This window comes from Paraburkholderia sp. Ac-20347, from assembly GCF_017104805.1.
In the GTDB taxonomy this organism is placed as follows: Bacteria; Pseudomonadota; Gammaproteobacteria; order Burkholderiales; family Burkholderiaceae; genus Paraburkholderia; species Paraburkholderia tropica.
This window is the reverse complement of sequence record NZ_JAAGPN010000044.1, coordinates 25,047-45,757: the sequence shown is the minus strand read 5'-3', so window position 1 is coordinate 45,757 and position 20,711 is coordinate 25,047. Positions and strand designations below refer to the sequence as shown.

18 protein-coding genes are annotated in these 20,711 nt (G+C 64.8%); 8 read left to right on the top strand and 10 right to left on the bottom strand.

Features of this window, described 5'->3' with window-relative positions:
* The first annotated feature begins 145 nt into the window (after positions 1-145).
* Positions 146-1,186 (top strand): oligopeptide/dipeptide ABC transporter ATP-binding protein, encoded by a 1,041-nt coding sequence (locus G3N97_RS11540; RefSeq protein ID WP_205993330.1) that lies wholly within the window; start codon positions 146-148, stop codon positions 1,184-1,186.
* 98 nt (positions 1,187-1,284) lie between these two features.
* Positions 1,285-2,865: an OprD family outer membrane porin gene (locus tag G3N97_RS11535; protein WP_205993329.1), complete on the top strand. Its 1,581-nt coding sequence runs from the start codon at positions 1,285-1,287 to the stop codon at positions 2,863-2,865.
* A gap of 39 nt (positions 2,866-2,904) precedes the next feature.
* On the opposite strand, the gene G3N97_RS11530 is transcribed toward G3N97_RS11535, so the two are convergent.
* From G3N97_RS11530 to G3N97_RS11520, 3 genes are all read right to left on the bottom strand, one after another.
* The gene (locus G3N97_RS11530; RefSeq protein WP_205993328.1) at positions 2,905-3,318 is read right to left on the bottom strand and encodes a carboxymuconolactone decarboxylase family protein; all 414 of its coding nucleotides are present in this window, start codon (positions 3,316-3,318) and stop codon (positions 2,905-2,907) included.
* Positions 3,302-3,787, bottom strand: a complete 486-nt coding sequence (locus G3N97_RS11525) for a MerR family transcriptional regulator (protein ID WP_205993327.1) — start codon at positions 3,785-3,787, stop codon at positions 3,302-3,304. Before G3N97_RS11525 ends, G3N97_RS11530 begins: the two co-directional genes overlap by 17 nt.
* A gap of 83 nt (positions 3,788-3,870) precedes the next feature.
* Positions 3,871-4,758 carry a LysR family transcriptional regulator gene (locus G3N97_RS11520; protein WP_205993326.1) on the bottom strand — a complete coding sequence of 296 codons (888 nt, stop codon included), beginning with the start codon at positions 4,756-4,758 and terminating at the stop codon, positions 3,871-3,873.
* Between the two features lie 108 nt (positions 4,759-4,866).
* Between G3N97_RS11520 and G3N97_RS11515 the strand changes: the two genes are divergently transcribed.
* Positions 4,867-5,466 carry a short chain dehydrogenase gene (locus G3N97_RS11515; protein ID WP_205993325.1) on the top strand — a complete coding sequence of 200 codons (600 nt, stop codon included), beginning with the start codon at positions 4,867-4,869 and terminating at the stop codon, positions 5,464-5,466.
* Between the two features lie 118 nt (positions 5,467-5,584).
* The gene (locus G3N97_RS11510) at positions 5,585-7,285 is read left to right on the top strand and encodes a tetratricopeptide repeat-containing glycosyltransferase family protein (RefSeq protein WP_205993324.1); all 1,701 of its coding nucleotides are present in this window, start codon (positions 5,585-5,587) and stop codon (positions 7,283-7,285) included.
* Between the two features lie 37 nt (positions 7,286-7,322).
* Here G3N97_RS11510 and G3N97_RS11505 read toward each other — a convergent pair whose 3' ends face one another.
* Entirely contained in the window at positions 7,323-8,843 is a 1,521-nt protein-coding gene (locus G3N97_RS11505; RefSeq protein ID WP_205993323.1) for a SulP family inorganic anion transporter, read from the bottom strand.
* A 400-nt stretch (positions 8,844-9,243) separates the two neighbouring features.
* Here G3N97_RS11505 and G3N97_RS11500 point away from each other — a divergent pair, with 400 nt between their 5' ends.
* The gene (locus tag G3N97_RS11500; RefSeq protein WP_205993322.1) at positions 9,244-9,681 is read left to right on the top strand and encodes a carboxymuconolactone decarboxylase family protein; all 438 of its coding nucleotides are present in this window, start codon (positions 9,244-9,246) and stop codon (positions 9,679-9,681) included.
* A gap of 73 nt (positions 9,682-9,754) precedes the next feature.
* Positions 9,755-10,129, top strand: coding sequence for a cupin domain-containing protein (locus G3N97_RS11495; RefSeq protein WP_241030531.1), 375 nt, complete (start codon positions 9,755-9,757; stop codon positions 10,127-10,129).
* A gap of 29 nt (positions 10,130-10,158) precedes the next feature.
* Here the strand turns inward: G3N97_RS11495 and G3N97_RS11490 are convergent, their stop codons facing one another.
* The gene (locus G3N97_RS11490; RefSeq protein WP_205993320.1) at positions 10,159-12,093 is read right to left on the bottom strand and encodes a hypothetical protein; all 1,935 of its coding nucleotides are present in this window, start codon (positions 12,091-12,093) and stop codon (positions 10,159-10,161) included.
* Positions 12,094-12,814: 721 nt separating this feature from the next.
* Positions 12,815-13,918 carry a dimethylsulfone monooxygenase SfnG gene (gene sfnG / locus G3N97_RS11485; protein ID WP_205993319.1) on the bottom strand — a complete coding sequence of 368 codons (1,104 nt, stop codon included), beginning with the start codon at positions 13,916-13,918 and terminating at the stop codon, positions 12,815-12,817.
* A 932-nt stretch (positions 13,919-14,850) separates the two neighbouring features.
* Here sfnG and G3N97_RS11480 point away from each other — a divergent pair.
* Entirely contained in the window at positions 14,851-15,993 is a 1,143-nt protein-coding gene (locus G3N97_RS11480; protein WP_205993318.1) for a porin, read from the top strand.
* 235 nt (positions 15,994-16,228) lie between these two features.
* Here the strand turns inward: G3N97_RS11480 and G3N97_RS11475 are convergent, their stop codons facing one another.
* A complete protein-coding gene (locus tag G3N97_RS11475; protein ID WP_205993317.1) occupies positions 16,229-16,846 on the bottom strand; it encodes a histidine phosphatase family protein in 618 nt (205 codons plus the stop codon).
* Positions 16,847-17,037: 191 nt separating this feature from the next.
* On the opposite strand from G3N97_RS11475, the gene G3N97_RS11470 reads away from it, so the two are divergent.
* Entirely contained in the window at positions 17,038-17,406 is a 369-nt protein-coding gene (locus G3N97_RS11470; RefSeq protein WP_205993316.1) for a hypothetical protein, read from the top strand.
* 121 nt (positions 17,407-17,527) lie between these two features.
* Here G3N97_RS11470 and G3N97_RS11465 read toward each other — a convergent pair whose 3' ends face one another.
* The 3 genes from G3N97_RS11465 to G3N97_RS11455 are packed head-to-tail and all read right to left on the bottom strand — an operon-like array spanning position 17,528 to position 20,640.
* Positions 17,528-18,400, bottom strand: coding sequence for a sugar phosphate isomerase/epimerase (locus G3N97_RS11465; RefSeq protein WP_205993315.1), 873 nt, complete (start codon positions 18,398-18,400; stop codon positions 17,528-17,530).
* Entirely contained in the window at positions 18,397-19,647 is a 1,251-nt protein-coding gene (locus tag G3N97_RS11460) for an FAD-dependent oxidoreductase (protein WP_205993314.1), read from the bottom strand. The genes G3N97_RS11465 and G3N97_RS11460 overlap by 4 nt, the downstream gene beginning before the upstream one ends.
* Positions 19,648-19,662: 15 nt before the next feature.
* Positions 19,663-20,640, bottom strand: a complete 978-nt coding sequence (locus G3N97_RS11455) for a sugar ABC transporter substrate-binding protein (RefSeq protein WP_241030530.1) — start codon at positions 20,638-20,640, stop codon at positions 19,663-19,665.
* Positions 20,641-20,711 lie beyond the last annotated feature (71 nt).

The following is a 20,711-nucleotide window of genomic DNA, read 5'->3' as shown; positions in this document are numbered from 1 at the left end:
GCAGCGGCGGCCAGGGCTGCGCCTTCGCGCCGCGCTGCGCGCAAGCGTTCGAACGCTGTCACCAGGAAACACCGCTGCTGCGCGCATCCGGTGCGCGCGAACGCGCTTGCCACTTGCCCGCTCCCGTCGCGCGAGGAGCGCACGCATGAACGCCTCGCTCATCAGAACATCCGACATCGCCGCCGCCGACACGCTGCTGAGCGTGCGCGATCTCGCCGTGCACTTTCGCGTGAAGCGCGGCCACTGGCCGTGGCAACAGGCGACGCTGCGCGCCGTGGACGGCGTGTCGTTCGACGTGCGGCGCGGCGAAACGCTCGGGCTCGTCGGCGAATCGGGCTGCGGAAAATCGACGCTCGCGCGCGCCGTGATCGGCCTCACGCCGGTTGCGGGCGGCAGCGTGACGTGGCGCGGCGAAGAAACCGTGCACGGCGCGCGCCGCCGGCTCGGCACGCTGCGCCGCGAAGCGCAGATGATCTTTCAGGATCCGCTCGCCTCGCTCGATCCGCGCATGTCGATCGCGCAGATCGTCGCCGAACCGCTCGTCACGCATGCGCCGCAACTCGGCCGCCAGGAAATCGCGCGGCGCGTGCTCACGATGCTCGAACGCGTGGGCCTGAACGCGCATCACGCCGCGCGGCGCGCGCATGAATTTTCGGGCGGACAGTGTCAACGCGTGGGCATCGCGCGCGCGCTGATCGGCGAACCGGGACTCGTGATCTGCGACGAGCCGGTTTCCGCGCTCGATGTGTCGATCCAGGCGCAGATCGTCAATCTGCTGCGCGACCTGCAACGCGAACTCGCGCTTTCGCTGCTGTTCGTCGCGCACGACCTCGCCGTGGTGAAGACGATCAGCCATCGCGTGATGGTGATGTATCTGGGCCGCGTGATGGAGCTGGGCGAGCGCGACGCGCTCTACCGCTCGGCGCGGCATCCGTACACCCAGGCGCTGCTCGACGCCGTGCCGCTGCCCGATCCCGCGCTGGCCCGCGCACGCGAAGTGCCGCTGTTGAGCGGCGAAATTCCGTCGCCGCTGAATCCGCCTTCGGGCTGTGCGTTCCGCACGCGCTGCTCGCGCGCGCTCGCGGTGTGCGCCACCCAGACACCCGCGCTGCGCATGCACGGCGCGACCCATTCGATCGCCGCCTGCTGGCATCCGCGCATGGCCGGCGATCCTCCCGCTGCCTGAGCCATCCGCATGCCTCGCGCATGCGGATGTTTAACCAGACAGATTGGCAATCCTTATCAATTGCCATGAACCGACGACAACACAATCCGAGACACACCATGAAACGAGACCAGAGCATCAGGAGCACGACGCTGGCGACGGCCGCATCGGTATTGGCGATTTCGCTTGCGGTATCGATTGGCGCGAACGTGGCTGAAGCGGCGCCCGTCAGCGGCACGAATTCCGCCACGTCCACGGCGAAAGCGGGCACGACATCGACACATAAGGCGAAGCGTAAAGCGAAGCGCAAGCAGTCACGCAAATCAATGCAGCAAACAACGCAGCAACGCGCGCAAACGCAGGTCGAACCGCTGCTCGCACCGAACGCGCCCGAACAACTCGCCGCGCCCACGCCCGATCAAGGCAGCAACCAGGCCGTGCGTGCCGACAACCCGCCGCGCGCGCAATCGGAGCAGGCCGCCAGCAAGGGCTTGATCGGCGACAGTCATCTGACGCTCAACCTGCGTAATTACGCCGACGTGCTCGACATGGAAGGCGGTCCGCATCGTCACGCGTGGGTGCAGGGCGCGATGCTCGACTACACCTCGGGCTTCACGCAAGGGCCGATCGGCTTCGGCGTGGATGCGTCGCTGTACGGCGCGCTCAAGCTCGACGGCGGCGCGGGCGCCGGCAACATGGTGCACGTGGCCAAAGGCGGCGGCGGCTCGAATCAACTCGCGTGGGGCTATCCGGGCGTCTACGACGTGAAGGCGCGCGTCTCGGACACGGTCGTCAAATACGGCCTGCACATGGTCGACGACAACCCGTTCTTCGAGCCGCACGACAACCGCGCGCTGCCGCCCACCTTCATGGGCGTCTCGCTGGTGAGCCGCGACGTGCCGAACGCCGTGCTGCAGGCGGGCAGCTTCACGAAGGTCAACGCCCGCGGCCACACCAATCTCACCGACCTCACGACGTCATACGGCGGCGTCGCGTTCAAACGCTTCAGCTACATGGGCGGCACGTGGGATTACAGCCCGAACGGCAGCGTCGCGCTGTTCGCCAATCAGGCCGATGATGTCTGGCGTCAGTACTACGGTTCCGTGCAGCAGAGTTTCGGCGATCCGTCGACGCTCAAGTGGACCGGCTTCGCGAATATCTACTCGACGCACAGCGTGGGCGGCGGCAAGCAAGGCCATATCAACAACAACGCGTACAGCGTGTCACTGGCCGCGCAGCACGGCGCGCATTCGCTGTTGTTCGGCTTCCAGCAGATTCTCGGCGATCAGTTCTTCGATTACGTGAACGAGACCAACGGCATCTATCTCGTCAATTCGATGGACGTCGATTACAACGCGCCGCACGAGAAGTCGTTCCAGGTGCGCTATGGATTCGACGGCAAATATGCCGGGCTGCCGGGCGCGAAGGCGATGCTCTGGTACGCGCTGGGCTGGGGCGCGAATGCGTCGGCGGGCGCGGCGGCCAATCCGGATTCCGGGCTCTACTGGAGGAACGGCCAGCCCGTGCACGGCTCGCATCACGAGTTCGGTTTCATCCCGTCGTACACGCTGCAAAGCGGCCGCTTCAAGGACACGAAGATCTCGTTCATCGCGATGTGGCATCACGGCTCGAAGTACTACGCCGACGCGAGCAACATGGAATACCGGCTCGTCGTGGGCATGCCGTTCACGCTGTTCTGAGCGGCATGCGCGCGCACGCCGCCGGATCGCCCACGGGGTTCAGGCGGCTTGCGCCGGCGCGCCGGCATCGGCGGATTCAGACGATGTAGCCGTTTCAGCGCCCTCGTTGCGCGCACGCCGCGCCGCGAATACCTCGCGCGCGGCGAACAAGCCGTTGAGCGCGGCGGGAAAGCCCGCATACACCGCCATCTGCATGATGGTCTCGACGATCTCCGCTTCGCTCAGGCCCACGTTCAGGCCCGCCGCGATATGCACCTTGAGCTGCGGCTGCGCGTGGCCGAGCGCGGTCAGCGCCGCGATGGTCGCGATCTCCCGCGCGCGCAGATCGAGACCGGGCCGCGCGTAGATGTCGCCGAACGGAAACTCCAGCAGATACGTGGCGAAGTCCGGCGCGATATCGGCAAGCGAGGCCACCACCTGCTCGCCCGCGTGGCCGTCAATCGCCGTCAGCATGCGCAGGCCGCGCGCGAGGCGGCTTTCCTCCGCGCCGCCGGGCGCTGCCTGCGCGGCTTGTTGAAGGGTCGGATTCGTCGGGTTCGTGACGGTTTGCATGCGCGTGCCTCTGCGAAGAAATAGGAGCGGTCGAATAGCCTTCGATCTTGGCGTCGAGCGCGAGGAGGCACGTCTGCAATTCGGCGATATGGGCGCGCACCGCGTCGCGATGCTCGACGAGCAAGGCGCAGCGCTCGGCTTCGGTCGCGGCGCCTTCGGCGCGCAACGTGGCGTAGCGCAACATGCCCTGAATCGGCATGCCGGTGGTCTTCAGACGGCCGAGAAAAGCGAGCCAGTCGAGAATCGAGCGGTCGTACGCGCGCTGCCCGGACCCGTCGCGCAACGCGAACGGAATCAGGCCGATGCGCTCGTAATAACGGATCGTATGGACCGACAAGCCCGTCAGGCTGGCCACATCGCCAATTTTCATGTGCTTCCCCTCAACGACAGCCACGATGGTGAGACTTCGAGCGCGCTCCAGGTCAAGCGCGATTTTCGTCCGGTTCGACTCGCTCAGCCGAGCTGCGCCGCCGCGTGCTCCGCGAGGAAATCGACGAAGCTGCGGATCTTCGGCAACGGCTGCCGGTCCTGCCGATACAGCGCGTACACCGGCCGCCCTTCGGGCGCGAACGCGTCGAGCACGCTGACGAGGCGGCCCGACGCCAGATCGTCGGCGACGAGAATGGCCGGTTGCAGCAGCAGCCCCGCGCCGTGCAGCGCGGCCTGGCGCAGACCGTGGCCGTCGTTGCAGACGAAGTCCGTCTGCTCGGGCCAGCGGTTGTCGCCGAGCAGCCGCCAGCCGTTGCGGCGATCCCAGACCGCGTGGCTCAGGCAGCGATGATCGGCGAGGTCGGCGAGCGTGCGCGGCGTGCCGTGCCGCGCCAGATACGCGGGCGCGGCGCAGATCGTCATGCGGTACTGGCCGAGCGGGCGGGCGATCAGATCGAGGTCCGGATCGAGCGCGCCGATGCGCACCGCGACATCGAAACCTTCATCCACGAGATCGACCACGCCGTTGCTCAGATCGAGGTCGATACGCACCTGAGGATGCGCGTTCTGATAGGCCGCCGCCAGCGGCGCGACCACGCACGCGCCCAGCGTGGTCGCCGCGCTGATGCGCAGCGTGCCGCGCGGCTCGGCGCGCAGACTCTCCACCGACGCCTCCGCCAGCGCCAGTTGCTCCAGCACCTTGCGGCTTTCCTCGTAGAAGCGGCGGCCCGCATCGGTCAGGCTTTGCGCGCGCGTGTTGCGCTGGAGCAGTTGCGCGCCCAGATGCGTCTCCAGTTGCCGCACGTGCTTGCCCACCATGACCGGACTCAGGTCCAGCGCGCGCGCCGCCGCGCTGAAACTGCCGCTGTCCACGGCGCTCACGAACACTTCGATGCTGCGCAGCCGGTCCATGATTACTAACTCCCGGTTTCAAGTGAGAGAAATTATCGTCCATTTATTCTTTTCGGTGTCAGGCAGATAGTGTGGACATCCCGTTCTCTTTTCGATGGAGCGTTGCACATGAAGATCCTTCTGGTTGGCGCAAGCGGCGCCGTGGGCGGCGCGATCGCGCAGACGCTGGGCGAAACGCACACGATCGTGCCCGTGGGCCGCACGAGCGGCGCATACCGCACCGATCTCACCGACGACGCCAGCGTCACCGCGCTGTTCCGCGAGGTCGGGACGGTGGACGCGATCGTCTCGGCGACCGGTCACGTCCATTTCGGGCCCCTCGCGGACATGAGCGCGGCGCAGTTCGACATCGGCTTGCAGGACAAGCTGCTCGGCCAGGTGCGGCTCGCGCTGATCGGCCAGCACTATCTGAGCGACGGCGGCTCGATCACGCTGACGAGCGGCATCATCGCCGAAGAGCCCATCGCGCAGGGCGCGAACGCGACTGCCGTGAACTGCGCGATCGAGGGCTTCGTGTGCGCCGCCGCCACGGAATTGCGCGGCAACCGGCGCATCAACGTGGTGAGCCCGACCGTGCTGACCGAGTCGCTGGAACGCTTCGCGGGCTTCTTCCCCGGCTTCGAAAGCGTGCCTGCGCAGCGCGTGGCGCTCGCGTACCAGCGCAGCGTGGAAGGCGTGCAGACGGGGCGGGTTTATCGCGTCTGGTAGGGCGCGCGGCGGCGCGCGCGCTTTCTCATCGGCTGTCGGAAAATTCGGATTTGGCCGATGGATAGTGAGATGGCGCGCGCCTACGCTGGGGCAGGTCCAACGTCCGCCCCGTCCCGCCATGAATACGCCCACGATCGATCCCCTCGCCTCTCACGCGCTTTACGCCGCAGGCCGCCACGCCGAGGCGCTCGCGGCGCTCGACGCCCTGCTCGAACACGATCCGGCCAATCGCGAGGCGCTGCATCTCGCGGCGCGCTGCCTGCACGCGCTCGAACGAGCCGACGCAGAGCATCTCGCCGATACCGACCACGCGCCACCCGCCTCCTCCCCCGCACTCGCCACCGCTTTGCTCGCGCTCGGCAACCGCTTCTACGCGCGCAAGCAGGCCGCGCAGGCCGAACACGCCTGGCGCGCGGCGCTCGCGATCGAGCCGGACTGGCCTTCGGCGCTCGGCAATCTCGGACTCGCCTTGCGCGACCAGAACCGCGTCGCCGAAGCCGAAACCGTGCTGCGCCATGCGCTCGCCATCGCCCCCGATCACGCAGGATCCCGCAGCAATCTCGCGCTGCTGCTCTGGCACACGCAGCGTCTGGACGAGGCGCACGCCGAATATCGGCACATACTCGAACGCGAGCCCGACAATCTGCACGCCAACAACAATCTCGGCCTGCTGCTGCTCGACCTGAACCGCCAGCCCGAGGCCGAGGCGGCGTTCCGGCGCGCGCTCGCGGCCGACCCGAGCGTGCCCGAGGCGCACAACAATCTCGGCAACGCGCTCAACCAGCAGGCGCGCACCGATGAAGCGATCGCCGCCTATCGTCAGGCGCTCGCGCTGCGGCCCGACTACACCGTCGTCAAGGGCAATCTGGCGATGCTGCTGCTGCGCAACGGCCGCTATGCCGAAGCCTGGCCGCTCTACGAGGCGCGTCACGACGAAACCGTCGGCGAACACGCGGTGAAACTGCCACCGGTGCCGTGGCCGCGCTGGAGCGGCGAACCGCTCGCCGGCAAGTCGATCATCGTCTGGCCCGAGCAGGGTTATGGCGACGACCTGCAATTCTGCCGCTACGTCACGCTGCTGAAGGCGCGCGGCGCGGCGCGCGTGAGCGTCGCGTGCGGACCCGTGCTCGGACGGCTGTTCAAGAGCCTAGAACACGTGGACGACGTCTACGTGCTCGATGGCCAGGGCACGATCCCGCGCCACGACTACTGGTGTTTCATGATGAGCCTGCCGCTGCGCTTCGGCACCACGGTCGAGACGATTCCCGCGCCCATGCCTTATCTGCGCGCGGACGCCGCGCTCGCGCAAAGCTGGCGCGAGCGGCTGCCGGCGGGCGGGTTCAAGGTCGGCGTCGTCTGGGCGGGCGCGCCGCGTTCGCACGATCGGCGGATGAACGCGATCGACCAGCGCCGCTCCACGCACGCACGCGACTGGCTGCCGATCCTGCGCGTGCCCGGCGTGCGCTTCGTGAGTCTGCAAAAAGGGGAAGCGACGCAGCCGCAGATCCACGCGCTGCCGCCCGAACTGCGTCCGCTCGATCCGATGGACGCGGCGCAGGATTTCGCCGATACGGCCGCCATCGTCGATGCACTCGATCTCGTGATTACCGTCGATACGTCGATGGCGCACCTCGCGGGCGCGCTCGGCAAGCCGGTGTGGATTCTGTCGCGCTACGACGCGTGCTGGCGCTGGCTGCGCGAGCGCGACGATTCGCCGTGGTATCCGCGCGCGCGGCTGTTCCAGCAGCGCGCGCCAGGCGATTGGGATGAGGTGATCGCGCGCGTCGCGCGAGCGCTCGACGCGTTACCGAAAGCTTAAGCGCCGCGAGATCGACGCGCGCCGCTCACCGCAACAATCAGGACGCGCGTTCCGCCGCCAGCCGCACGTCCGCATCGGCGCGCGCGAGCAGGCCGCTGCAACGCGGCGAGAGATGGGCGAACGACAGATGCTTGCCCGCACGCTCGTAGCGCGCCTGCACCGCTTCGAGCGCGGCGATGGCCGAGTGATCGGCCACCTGCAGATGCGCGCAGTCGAGGCGCACCTGCGCCGGATCGCGCGCCGGATCGAACAGCGTCTGGAACTGCGCCGCCGAGGCGAAGAACAGCGTCCCGCGCAGCGTGTAGACGCGCTCGCCCGACGGCTCGTCGCGCATCTCGCAGCGGAATTCGCGCGCGTGCTGCCACGCGAAATTCAGCGAGGCGATCACGATCCCGCACATCACGGCGGTCGCCAGATCGGTGCAGACGGTAATGACCGTCACCGCGACGATCACCACGGCGTCGTTGCGCGGCACCTTGTGCAGCACGCGCAGCGAACCCCACGCGAACGTCTGACCCGCCACGATGAACATCACGCCCACCAGCGCGGCGAGCGGAATGCGCTCGATCAGCGGCGACAGGAACAGAATAAAGAGCAGGATCATCACGCCGCTCGTCACGCCGGACAGACGGCGGCGTCCGCCCGAGCCGAGGTTGATGACGGTCTGGCCGATCATCGCGCAACCGCCCATCGCGCCGAACAGCCCCGACACCACGTTGGCCGCGCCGAGCGCCACGCATTCGCGGTTGGGCTGGCCGCGCGAGGCGGTCACGTCGTCGGTCAGATTGAGCGTAAGCAGCGTTTCCAGCAGGCCGACGAGCGACATTAGCACCGCATAGGGCAGCACGATGCGCAGCGTCTCCAGATTCAGCGGCACGCCCGGAATCGAAAACACGGGCAAGCCGCCCGCGATGTGCGCCATGTCGCCGAGCGTGCGCGCGGGCAGATGCAGCAACGCCGCCGCCGCGCCCACGCCGACGATCGCCACCAGCGCGGGCGGCACGGCCTTCGTCAGACGCGGCATCACGAAAACGATCGCCATCGTCAGCGCGACGAGGCTGCACATCAGCCAGAGCGCCTGGCCGTGCATCCATTCCATGCCGTGCGCGCCCGGCATCTTGAAGTGCTCGAACTGCGCGCGCGCGATGATGATCGCGAGGCCGTTCACGAAACCGAGCATGACCGGGTGCGGCACCATGCGGATGAGCTTGCCGAGCTTGAGCGCGCCGAACAGCATCATCAGCAGGCCGCCGAGCACGACGGTCGCGAACAGATACTGCGGGCCGTGCTGCACCACCAGCGCGACGATCACCACGGCCATCGAGCCCGCCGCGCCGCTGATCATGCCGGGTCGGCCGCCGAACAGCGCCGTGATCGTGCAGATGAAGAACGCGCCGTAGAGCCCCATCAGCGGATTCAGGTGCGCGACGAGCGCGAACGCGATGCACTCGGGCACCAGCGCGAACGAGGACGTGATGCCGGCGAGCAATTCGCTGCGCAGCGCGGAGAACGAAAACGGCGCCGTGGAACGGCTCGGAGTGGAACGGGCGGATTCCATGGTGCGGGCGGTAGACCGGAAAAAGACGGGAAAACGGGCTGAAAACGGACTTGAAACAGGCCGCGAACCACGCGACAAGACGCGCGGCGCGTTCGGTCCGGATGCACCTGGACGGTGCGCCGGCAGGCCTGCGTACGAGACCCGTTACGGCGCAGCGCGCGAGAACATGCAGGCGCACGCGCCGAAGTCCGGACGGACGGGAGCGCGCATGTTAACAGAATCGGCGTTCGCGCGCAGGCGACGCCGCCTTCGTGCGGCCCCACAGGAAGCAATAAAGGCGGCGGCAAAGTGGCTACCTGAAATAGCCAAAAACTGGCTATATCGAATAGCCGCTGCCGCGACTACGATGACGTTCATCGCGCCACCCTTCCCCGGCGCGGCCCACCTCGAAGGAACGATCATGCAACAGCGTCTCGACTTCTACCGCGCCAATCCGAATGCCATCAAGGCTCTGCTCGGACTCGAAGAACGCGTCGAAAAGAGCGGCATCGAAAAGCCGCTCGCCGAACTCGTGCGCCTGCGCGCCTCGCAGATCAACGGCTGCGCCTACTGCGTCGACATGCACGTGAGCGACGCGCGCAAGGGCGGCGAAACCGAACGCCGTCTGGCCACCGTCGTGGTGTGGCGCGAGACGCCCTTCTTCACGGAACGCGAGCGCGCCGCGCTCGAATGGACCGAGGCGCTCACGCTGGTCTCGCACGAGCACGTGCCCGACGCGGTCTGGGAAGCCGTCAAGCCGCATTTCAGCGACGCCGAAATCGTCGACCTGACCCTGCTGATCAACGCGATCAACAGCTGGAACCGTCTTGCGATCGCGTTCCGCAAGCTGCCCGCGTAAGAGGCGCGCCATGAAGACGATTCCGCAATCCGCGCTCGCACCTTTTGCGTCGCTGATGATCGCGCTCGCGTCGATGAGCGTGGCGCAGGCGCACGAATCCCAGGCGCACGACCGCGCGAGCGAAACCATCGCCCCGGTCATGAAGCAGGCGATTCCCGAGGCGCCCGGCAAGAACGTGCTGATCGCCACCGTGACGTTCGCGCCGGGGCAGGCGTCCGAGCCGCACATGCACAAGGGTTCGGTGTTTGCCTACGTCACGCAGGGCCATATCGAATCGCAGATCGAAGGCTCGCCCGCGCGCACCTATGGCCCCGGCGAGGCGTGGTACGAGCCGCCCGGCTCGCATCACATTCTCGCGCGCAACGCCAGCGCGACGGAACCGGCGCAGATCCTCGTGTTCGCCGTCGCCGGCGAGCACGATGCGATCAAGCAGCCGATTCCGCACTAAGCCCTGGCGCGAAGTTCGCGCGCGGTGCCTCAGTTCGGCACGTAGCCCGTCGGCAGCGTCGTGTTGGCCTTGGCCACCGTCGCGTTGTTCGACACCACGTAGACCGGCGATTCCGTGAGGTTCAGCGTGAGCGTGCCGTTGCTGTAAGCCACCGTCGACGGATTGCCCATCATGTCGAGCACCGTGACCGTGCCGCTCGTGCCCGGCGCGTCCACCGCGAGGCTGTACGCGGTGCTGTACGTCGAGCTATAACCCGCGCTCGCGTTCCACACGGTGTTGTTGTGGGTCCAGAGCGCCGTGATCACCGAGCCGTTGTTCAGCTGCTGGAACGCGTAGGCGTAGACGCCGGACGGCACGCCATTGACCGGGCCGAGCGTGTTGGTGCCGTCGATGATGCGCGTCATCGCCGCCACAGCCATCGCCGCCGGTTTCGGGCTGATGTTGGTCGCGCCGTACTGGCCTTGCGCATCGGCGAGATCGAAGAACGTGCCGTAGCCCACGAGACCCGGGAAGTCTGCGCCGTAGAACACCCACGTCTGGTCGGCGCCTTCGCCGAGTGCGATCAGGTGCGCGCGCGCCGCCACCGCGCCCTGTGCGTACAGCACGTTGGCCGTCGGGTAGTTCGCGCCATACGACGAGCCGTTGTCGTAGCTGATGCCCACTTCGGTCTGGAACAGCTTCATGCCGGGCTTGTAGTCGGCGGCCATTTCGCTGCGCAGCGTGCGCATCTGGCCGATCAGCGAACCCGACGCCGTCGACGGATCGCTCGCCAGCCGCTCGGGCGGATACGATGGCGACGTGCCATTGATGTCGTAATAGCCGTGCGTGGTCACGCCGTCGAGATACTGCGCGAAGCCGAGCGAGGCGAGCGTGCGCAACTGGTCGGCGGTGCCAGACGGCGCGGTGTCGGCCGGACCCATCAGCACGGCGTGCGGATCGGTCGAATGCAGTCCCTGATAGACGGTCTGATAAAGCTGCACGAACTGCGCGTTCGTGCCCGCCCACTGCGCGTCCGGCTCCCACGTAAGCTGATAATAGTTCGCCGACTGATTCTTGAAATACGTACTCCGAATCAAATTCGACTCGGTGCCCACGCGGCTCATGTAATCCTGATAGTACGAGAGATCGGTGGGCGGCAGCGTCTCGTCCTCGAAGGCGTTCGTCGGGCTGGCCCACGCCGGAATACCGTCGAGACGGATCAGGCGCATCACGTTGCCCGAGGTGAAGAACGGATCGAGATTATTGGCGTTCGGATTGAAAGTGTTAGGCCCGTTCGGCTCCATGTTGTAGAGCTCGCGATGGTCGAGCTGCCACGAAATGCCGAGCGCCGAAAGCACCGCGCCGTTGTCGTCCTCGCCTTGCATGCCGAAGCGGTGCAGGTCCTGATGCGCATACGTCACCGCGGGAATCACGCTGCCCAGATCGGGCAGCACGCCGAAGGTCGCGTTACCCGCGGGCCGCGTGCCGGCCGAGGGAATCTGGCCGCCTTCGCTGGCGAGCGACGCGGAGATCGCGAAGTAATCCGCGAGCGTCGACGAGCAGTTCACCGTCGTGGTCACCGCGCCGGCCGTGACCGGCGTGCTGCCGCTCGCGGCCACGTTGCCGAGTTGATCGGCGATCGACCAGTTCAGCGTATCGGGCGACGCGGCGTTGGTCACGATCGTCACCGGAAAGCTCGCGCCCGAGGCGAAGATGCGGCCGCTTTGCGCGCTCGGCGTATCGGCGGAAACGAGCGTGCTGCTGGCCGTCGCGCTCGAGGCCGAAGGTGCGCCGCAGGTCATCGCGCCCTTCGCCACGACGGGCGAGTTGGTGCCGCCACTGGCGTTGACGGCGTTCGAGCCCGCGTTCTGCGCGCCGCCCGATGAGTTGGCGTTCGTGGCGTCCGAACCGGTCCCCCCGGACCCGCCTCCCCCGCAAGCCGCCAGTAGCAGCGATGAGGAGAGCAAAATAAGTATGGGCTTCATCGTTTGTAATAGGCAAAGCGACGCCCAGCCGGCAGCGGCGCTCGCGCGCCCGGCTGCAGGCCGAAGGTCTGGTATGAGAGGTCGGCGGACGCCGCGCATCGGTCGAATGCGCACTTCGTCCGTCAATACGAGGGCGCGGCTGGCGCGCCCGGTCGAACCGGCGTATCTGTCCTTTTCGCCTGGGCGCAGGCGCGCCGTGAGCGCGCCGTTGCAGCGATTGCGTCGTCGGGACTTGCGGCCTTGCGCGGGTTCCCAAGGGGATTTGGGGGACATGCGCCTTCGGAGAGCCGAAGCGGCAAATTCACTGCTTAAAATCAGATCATTCGCGGCGGCAGATCTTACCTGGCATTTCTCCTGATATATACCAATTCGACGTAAGAAAGTGTTACATAAGGCAATACAAAACCGAATTGCCGATAATTAAATTTATTACCGTCGAGATCGCATCCATATCAGGAAATTTTTGCTTCGGTGCGCGCACGGCGTCGTGCGATGATCGCGAATTCGGACCACTTGAGGCCTATAACGGCGCACTTGAGGGGAACTGAAGAGGCGGGCGAAAAATTATGTTCGATGGATACCGGCCCTGCTTTAATGCTATTTCTAATTTGAATTACGGGCCGGGTTCGCTTTTCGCCGCATTATGATTACATTTTCATCAGACCAATAAAACATCCGATGAAAATGTAATTAAAATCATGACATCGTCAATAGCCGGCGCTTACGCCGGCTGGGATTCGCGCTCGCGTTCCAGTTCGCGCACGAGCGGCAGAACCTTCGCGCCGAAGTACTCCACTTCTTCGATGAAGTGCAGGAAACCCGCGAGCACGAGGTCGACGCCAATCGCCTTGAGCGCGACGATGCGCTCCGCGATCTGGCGCGGCGTGCCGATCAGGTTGGTGCGGAAGCCGTCGTTGTACTGCACGAGGTCCTCGAAGGTCGACTTCGCCCAGTTGCCCTCGCCTTCGGGCGAGGCCTTGCCCGCCTCTTTCACCGCGCTGCCGAAGGCCTCCACCGCTTCCACGTGGGCGTGGCGCACGATGTCGTCGAGCACCGCGCGGGCTTCCTCTTCCGTATCGCGCGCGATCACGAACGCATTCACGCCAATCTTCACGCTGTGCTGGTTCTTCTCGGCTTTCGCGCGAATGTCGTCGATCTGCGCCTTGAGATTCTCCACCGTGTTGCCGTTCGTGAAGTACCAGTCGGACACACTGGCTGCGTTGTCGCGCGCGGCGCGCGAACTGCCGCCCTGAAACACTTCCGGATGCGGCTTCTGCACCGGCTTCGGACTCAGCGTGTAGTTGTTGAAGCGATAGAAGTCTCCCTTGAACGTGAAGTTGTCCTGCGTCCAGATGCCCTTCACCGCCTGAATGAATTCGTTCGAGCGCCGGTAGCGCTCGTCGTGCTCGAGCCACGCCTCGCCAATCGACGTGAATTCGTCCTTGAACCAGCCGCTCACGATGTTGATGGCGATGCGCCCGTTCGAAATATGGTCGATGGTCGCGATCTGCTTGGCGACCACGGCCGGATGCCACGGACCGGGCAGGATCGCGGCGATCACCTTGAGCTTCGTGGTGGCATGCAGCAGGGCCTGACTGAACGACACTGATTCATGCTGATACTGCGCGCCGTAACCGGCCGTGAAGCGGATCTGGCTGAGCGCGTAGTCGAAGCCCGCTTTTTCAGCGGTCTGCGCGAGCTTCTGGTTGTATTCGAGGCTCCAGTCGGTGCGTTGCTCGATCTTGCTCACGACGAGACCGCCGCTCACGTTCGGCACCCAGTAGGCGAATTTGATGGCGTCGTCGGAGGCAGTGCGCTGGCTCATGATCGGTTTCCTGAAAGATGAGAGGAGTGAGCGGTTCCGTCATCTTTGAGGATTTGCGCAGGCGGTTGAACGATTTTCTCGTGCTATGAAAAGTCGCCTGACTGCTATGTGCGAGCGGGCTCGCGGCGTAATTGCGTCGGTTCTATTGTCGTAGCGGATTGCGCCTCACGAGCGCGTATGGAAGCCGTCGAAACGCCCAGCTGCCGCGCCGGAATTCGTCGCCTGGGTGTCGTTCGACTGTTTTCTGCATGCACTATCTAATCGTGGGTTTTTCTGCCGTTATGGCGGTGCGCATTTTCGACATCGGGAACGAAAACGATCATCCCCCCTAATTCGCCAATGCCATATTTAAACTGTGGCGGAATGACGCACTATCTGCCCAACAGGTCGCGCACAACGCTCCGCTATACAGACATCGCGAAATTCCGCAATACGGCGTCATTGCCCCGAATCGCTCGGAAATGAACCGAGTTTCGCCGTTTTCTGACAATTCCACACAATTCAATCTCCGCGCGGATCGCCCATCGCCCGGAAGCCAACAATTGAACCCATTAGCGCGCCCGCTGCTTCACCCTGATCCGCTCCAAACCTTCTAGCAGCGCCTCTCCCGGCGATTCGTTAGTCCTTTTTCTATCTTTTTATTCCGGACGCCAGATTGACCCGCGATGACGCCAATGCCCTAAAAGCATGCCGATTATGCGACCTGCAGCGCATAAAGGCTGGCGAGATCACCACATGGCAGGGACATTTCATTTCGTAAAAGATTATTTGCGTTATCTCAAATCATGACGGTATAGACCGGATCTGTTGGATGAGTGCAACGGCATTGGCCTGCGACAGCGATATATTTCGTCCGTCCCAACCCGGCAGATTTACCCCGCTCATATTCAGCTTGTCTATGAGTAATTGCCTCAGAAACAGGAACGTGCAGAATGAACGTGAAATTCAATAAGAAATTGGTCGTGGCAGCGGCGCTCAGCGCTTTCGGTATTGCCGCTCACGCACAAAGCAGCGTCACGCTGTATGGCTCGCTCGACGCAGGTATCGCGTATGTCAACAACGCGGGCGGCCATAGCGACTGGCTTCAGTCGAGCAGCCTGCTCTCGAATACCTATTTCGGTTTGAAGGGCGCTGAAGACCTCGGCGGCGGCCTGAAGGCAATCTTCAAGTTGGAATCGGGTTTCAGCCTGTCGAACGGCGGCTTCAGCAACGGCTCGATGTTCAATCGTCAAGCGTACGTCGGTATTCAGAGCAACCAGTACGGTACGGTCACGCTCGGCAAGCAATACGACTCGGTCGTCGACTATCTCTCGCCGCTGTCGCTCGCCGGCCAGGCAGGCGTGGTGAATCTCGCCGCCCACCCGTACAACAACGACAACATCGGTGCGCAATACTCGATCAACAACTCGATCAAGTATGAAAGCGCCAACTACGCCGGCTTCCACTTCGGCGGCCTCTATGGCTTCAGCAACGACCCGGGCCAGTTCTCGAACGGCCGCGCATGGAGCGTGGGCGCCGGCTACTCGGCAGGCCCGCTCACGGTCGCTGCCGCGTATGACCAGACCAACACCGACATCAACGGCACCACGAACTCCAACGCCGCAGCCACGACGCTGCTGGGCGGCGACGTGAAGCGCACGTACGGCGTCGGCGCGACCTACGCGTTCGGTCCGGGCACGGCTGGCGTGCTGTACACGCACACGCGCATTCAAGGTGCTTCGTTCGGCGTCACCGGCCTGAACGCACGCTTCGACAATATCGAAGTCAACGGCACGTACAGCCTCACGCCGGCACTCGCGATCGTGGGCAACTACACGTTCACGTACGGCAAGACGACCGGCGCGGGCACGAGCTCGAGCGATCCGAAGTGGCACTCGGCCACCCTCGCGCTCGACTATTCGCTGAGCAAGCGCACCGACGTCTACGTGGCCGGCGCCTACCAGCACGCTTCGGGCAATGTCTACGACAACGGTTCGGAAGTGATCGGCAACACGGCCAACATCGCCGGCCTGATCGGCAATTCGTCGACGCAAAGCCAGGTGGCGGCAACGGTCGGCATGCGCCACCGCTTCTAAGCCACGCTGCGAATTCGGACCGGTTCATCCGGGCCGAATTCGCAGGCAACAAAAAAAGGCGTCTCCACAGTCACGGAGGCGCCTTTTTTACCGCGATTTCATGGCGTTTCTATCGCGGATCGCTGTACGAGAAAGAGCAGGGAATTTGCTGATTCCCGCTTTTTTCATGCTTGTTAACTTCGACTTTATGCCGCCTGCTTGCCGGGCGGCTTTTTTTTGCCCGCCGACGCGAGGCTTACCGGCAGCCTTCGGGAATCGCATTCCAGCGACGCACGGCGCGACTTTCGCGGTCGAAACCAAGCACGCTGATCGAGGCCGTATCGAGGTAGAAATGCGCGCCCAGCGCGGCCGAGTCGCCGACCCAGCAGCCCGCCAGCGTGCGCAGGAAATGGGCATGCGAAAACACGGCCACGCGTCCACCGTTTCCAACCATCGAGAGCAGGCTTTCGACCACGCCGCGCGCACGCGTCTCGATCTGCGCGAGGCTCTCGCCTTGCGCGATCGACGAGCGCCACACGCTCCAGTCCGGTTCGGTCTCGCGGATCTCCGGCGTGGTGCGGCCTTCGTAGACCCCGTAATTCCATTCGAGCAGATCGGCGGACACGACCACGCGATCGCCGAGACCGGCGAGCTTGCAGGTCTCGATGGCGCGCGACATCGGGCTCGCGAGCACGGCGTCGAAATGCACTTCGGCGAGCGGCTTCGCAAGCGCGCGCGCCTGCTCGCGACCGTGCTCGGTCAGCGCGATATCGGTACGGCCCGTGTGCTGGCCGGTGCGGCTCCACTCGGTTTCACCATGACGGATCAGCCAGACTTCGCGGGGCTTGGCAGGGGATTTCGCAACGGGGGGCATCGGGCGGCTCCAGAATGAACGGCGTGGTCATTCTATGACGCGTGGGCGATCCGCTTCAACCAGACGAGCAAAATGCGCCAGACGGCAAAGCGGCGCCCCGGTTTTCAGGACAGACAATTTCGCGACGATGCGACCATGACGGCCCTGTTTTTCGCCGACCTTTCGTCTTCCTTGCCGCCATGAGAATCCCGATGCTCCTGAAGTCGTTGTTCGATCCTGAACCTGCCGCCGTGCCGGTCGCTGCCGGAACTCCAGCCACTGCGGCCATACAGCCCGAAGCCGAAATCGCCAGCGCACCCGCAGCAGCCGATTGCGCATGCGCCACCGTGACCGCGCACGCCATGCACCGAGACGAAGCGCACGACGAAGCGCACGACGAACCGAACGACACCGCGACCACGCCGCATCCCACGTCCGACCCGCTGCTCGACAGAATCGACGCACTCGGCGAAATCGTCCTCACGCTCGACGCGCAATTGCGCGCGCAAAACGCCTCGCACACGGCGCTCTGCCTGCGGCTGCACGACGAACTCGGCGCGCTGCGCCGGTCGCTGCGCTGACACCCAACCACGCGCCGCGCAAAAAAGAAAGCGATAGGGGCCGCAACCCCTATCGCTCGTCCGTGCGCGTTGGCACGTTCAAAAGCCGGCGGGTGGAACGCCGGCCGAGCTACCCTGCTCCTCAGCCCGCCGCTGCGCCAACCGTGCGTGCGCCCTGCTGCGTGTCGATCTCTTGCCACAGCGCGCGTATCCAGTCGCGCAACAGCAGCGATTCGGCCCAGCGATCGGTCGTATCGTTGCCGTCGCGGCCGATAATCGCGTAAGGCTTCGGCCCGAGTTCGCACGTGAACGACAGCGTGTCATGCGCGCCCGCGCGCCTGCGCCACGACTCGAAGCCGTAACGCCACCAGCCCATGAACAGATCGACCCACATGCGATGCGGCTCGAACGACAATTCGATCTGCACCTGCTCGCGGCTCGCCACACGGCCATGAAACGCCCAGCAATGATCGAGGATGCGGTGCATCAGCGCGTGGTTTTCGTCGGACACCGGCCATGCGAATTCGCGCCCGACCAGGTAATGCGAAATATCGCCGAGCAGTTTCATTCCCGGCCGCTCATCGAGCAGATCGAGCGTGAAAAACAGATCCGTCGTCATGCGATCACGATGCGTTTCGATATAAACCGGAAACGTGACCTGCTCCGCGAGACGTTGCCAGCCGTCGAGCAGACGCACGGCTTCGGCCACGGTGCGCGGCCGCACGTCGGGCTGCAGGTCGATGTGATGCACGCCGCACTCCACTGCGTTTTCGAGCACCGGCTGCAGGTCGTCGATGGTTTGCGGAAAGCACTGCCCTTCCGCATCGAGCCCGCGCGCCGCACGCAACTGCGCGAGACGGCGCACCGCCGCGCGATCGGTGTAATGCGCGCTCACGCCGTCGAAACCGGCCTCGGTGATCAGCGCCACGTTCTCTTCGAGCGAGCGCTCGAAGCCGTCGCTATGCCGGCGCTCCATCGCCCACATCGACTGAAACACGAGCAGACGCTGGCTCATTGCACCTCCTCGGACAGCAGCGATTTCATTTTGACGCTGCGATCCGCGAGACGCTCGGGCGCGATACGCGCACGGCGCGCGATCAGTTCCTGCGCGATGCGGACCTCGCGCGCGATCTCGCTGTTCGGACCCACGCCGCTCGCGCCGACCAGCACGCCGTCGTCGTCGAGTGCAAAGAAGATCGTCGACGCCGCGCCGGTTTCGCGCCGCGCCGTGGCCGTGCCGAACGCGGGCAGGCCCGCGATCTGAATCGTGCGGTCGAATTGATCGGACCAGAACCACGGCACCGCGCGATGCGTCTCCTCGCCGCCGAGCATGTTGAGCGCCGCCGTGCGCGCCTGATCCTCGGCATTGCGCCAGCATTCGAGGCGAATCCTCCGCCCATACAGCGGATGCGTGAACGCGCACACATCGCCCGCCGCGTAGATGTGCGGATCGCTCGTGCGCAACAGGGCATCGACCGCAATGCCGCCTTCCGCGAGATCGAGCCCCGCCTGCTGCGCCAGTTCCACACGTGGCGTCACGCCGATGCCAACGATCAACGCATCGCATGTCACGCGCGAGCCGTCCGCGAGCACGACGGCGCGAATACGATCGTCGCCTTCCAGATGATCGATCCGCACATCGAAGCGGATTTCCACGCCACGCTCGCGATGCAGATCGACGAGCCGTTGTGCGACTTCGGCCGGCACGGCACGCATCAACGCACGCGGCGCGGCTTCGAGCACCACCGCGCGGCAGCCACGCTGCACCGCCGACGCCGCCACTTCCAGCCCGATAAAACCTGCGCCAATCACGGCGATGCAGCGGCCCGGTTCGAGTTCGGCGGCAATCGCGAGGGCGTCGTCGGCGTTACGCAGCACGTGCACGCCCGCGAGCGCATGACCGGGCAAGCTCAGGCAGCGCGGCGTGGCGCCCGTCGCGATCAGCAAGCGCCGATACGCAACGGTTTCGCCGTTCGATAACGCGACCCTGCGCGCCGCGCGATCAATCGACATCGCCCCGCACGCGCCTCGCCAATCCACCTCGCGCTCCCGATAAAACGCCTCGCCGTGCACCGCGCATTGCGCGGGCGAGCGCTCGCCGAGCAGCACCGCTTTCGAAAGCGGCGGCCGCTCATAGGGCGCGTGCGTCTCTTCGCCGATGAGCGTCACCGGACCGTCCCAGCCTTCGTCGCGCAACACCTGCACCGCACGCGCGCCGCACTGCCCCGCGCCGATCACCACCATCGCTTCGCTCGCACTCATCGTCGACCTCCTCGTTCAGCGATATTGGCCCGCCAGCGCGGACACCTGCTGGATATTCTGCTGCGTGATAAAGCCCGGCCCCGACGCAATATTGCGCGCCTCATACACCGGCTTCAAACCGTAGTCCTTGAGCCGCTGCTGAAACTTCGGATTCTTTTCGAGTTCCGCGCGCGCCTGATCGATATTCGTGTTTTTGTTTTTATGCATGATCGCGAGCATCGCGACCGGAATATAGCCCTGCAAATACGGCTGCTGATCGGTGCAGAATTTCACGGTGCCGTCCTTGATTGCCTTGGCGACATCCGTATCGATATCGAAAGTCGCGAACCAGATCTTGCCCGCGAGGCCGAGATTTTTTACCGCGCGAATGGTCGGATCCGCCGAGGTCGGGCCCAAGGTCAACACGGCCTGCGTATTCGGATGATTGCGCAAATACGCGCTCACTTTCGATTCGATGGCAGTCGGATCGGTGCCCGCGTCGAGCACCGACGTTTTCATATCGGCGCCAATGGCTTCGGCAAAACCGCGGCAGCGCTCGAACGACAGCGGATTCGTCGCGTAATGATTCACGCACAGAAACGTCTTTACGCCGTCCGCTTTCGCGCGCAAACCGGCTTCCTTGCCCGCGAGATATTCGGGTTGCCCCACGTGCATGAGCGCACCGAGTTGCGCGCTTTGCTGTTCGGTGCCGGTATTGGCCGTGATGAACGGAATATCCTTCGCTTTGAGTTTGCCGAGCGCGCCTTTCAGCAAATCGAAATCGGCAATGGTCGTGACCACGCCGTCGTAATTACGCGCGGCCGCCTGATTCACCAGTTGCACCATATCGGCGATGTCTCCGTTGGGCGGATTGCGGTAATCGGTTTGCACGTTGAAATCGTCGTCGGCCTGTTTGATACCGTTTTTCACGGTGTTCCACCACGCATCTGAATCGGGCGCGTGCGAAATGAAATCGAAATGCGCGACCGGTTCCGCCTGCACCGCGGCGTTCATGTCGAGCGCGAGTGTGACCGCGAGCGCGCAGGCAGGCAAGGCGCGCAACATCGTGCGAAATGCTGTATTCA

Bases quoted from the DNA above. Each gene is read 5' to 3' on its own strand.
- G3N97_RS11540 (WP_205993330.1), top strand. From the start codon at position 146: ATGAACGCCTCGCTCATCAGAACATCCGACATCGCCGCCGCCGACACG.
- G3N97_RS11535 (WP_205993329.1), top strand. From the start codon at position 1,285: ATGAAACGAGACCAGAGCATCAGGAGCACGACGCTGGCGACGGCCGCA.
- G3N97_RS11530 (WP_205993328.1), bottom strand. From the start codon at position 3,318: ATGCTGACGGCGATTGACGGCCACGCGGGCGAGCAGGTGGTGGCCTCG.
- G3N97_RS11525 (WP_205993327.1), bottom strand. From the start codon at position 3,787: ATGAAAATTGGCGATGTGGCCAGCCTGACGGGCTTGTCGGTCCATACG.
- G3N97_RS11520 (WP_205993326.1), bottom strand. From the start codon at position 4,758: ATGGACCGGCTGCGCAGCATCGAAGTGTTCGTGAGCGCCGTGGACAGC.
- G3N97_RS11515 (WP_205993325.1), top strand. From the start codon at position 4,867: ATGAAGATCCTTCTGGTTGGCGCAAGCGGCGCCGTGGGCGGCGCGATC.
- G3N97_RS11510 (WP_205993324.1), top strand. From the start codon at position 5,585: ATGAATACGCCCACGATCGATCCCCTCGCCTCTCACGCGCTTTACGCC.
- G3N97_RS11505 (WP_205993323.1), bottom strand. From the start codon at position 8,843: ATGGAATCCGCCCGTTCCACTCCGAGCCGTTCCACGGCGCCGTTTTCG.
- G3N97_RS11500 (WP_205993322.1), top strand. From the start codon at position 9,244: ATGCAACAGCGTCTCGACTTCTACCGCGCCAATCCGAATGCCATCAAG.
- G3N97_RS11495 (WP_241030531.1), top strand. From the start codon at position 9,755: ATGAGCGTGGCGCAGGCGCACGAATCCCAGGCGCACGACCGCGCGAGC.
- G3N97_RS11490 (WP_205993320.1), bottom strand. From the start codon at position 12,093: ATGAAGCCCATACTTATTTTGCTCTCCTCATCGCTGCTACTGGCGGCT.
- sfnG (WP_205993319.1), bottom strand. From the start codon at position 13,918: ATGAGCCAGCGCACTGCCTCCGACGACGCCATCAAATTCGCCTACTGG.
- G3N97_RS11480 (WP_205993318.1), top strand. From the start codon at position 14,851: ATGAACGTGAAATTCAATAAGAAATTGGTCGTGGCAGCGGCGCTCAGC.
- G3N97_RS11475 (WP_205993317.1), bottom strand. From the start codon at position 16,846: ATGCCCCCCGTTGCGAAATCCCCTGCCAAGCCCCGCGAAGTCTGGCTG.
- G3N97_RS11470 (WP_205993316.1), top strand. From the start codon at position 17,038: ATGCTCCTGAAGTCGTTGTTCGATCCTGAACCTGCCGCCGTGCCGGTC.
- G3N97_RS11465 (WP_205993315.1), bottom strand. From the start codon at position 18,400: ATGAGCCAGCGTCTGCTCGTGTTTCAGTCGATGTGGGCGATGGAGCGC.
- G3N97_RS11460 (WP_205993314.1), bottom strand. From the start codon at position 19,647: ATGAGTGCGAGCGAAGCGATGGTGGTGATCGGCGCGGGGCAGTGCGGC.
- G3N97_RS11455 (WP_241030530.1), bottom strand. From the start codon at position 20,640: ATGAACGCCGCGGTGCAGGCGGAACCGGTCGCGCATTTCGATTTCATT.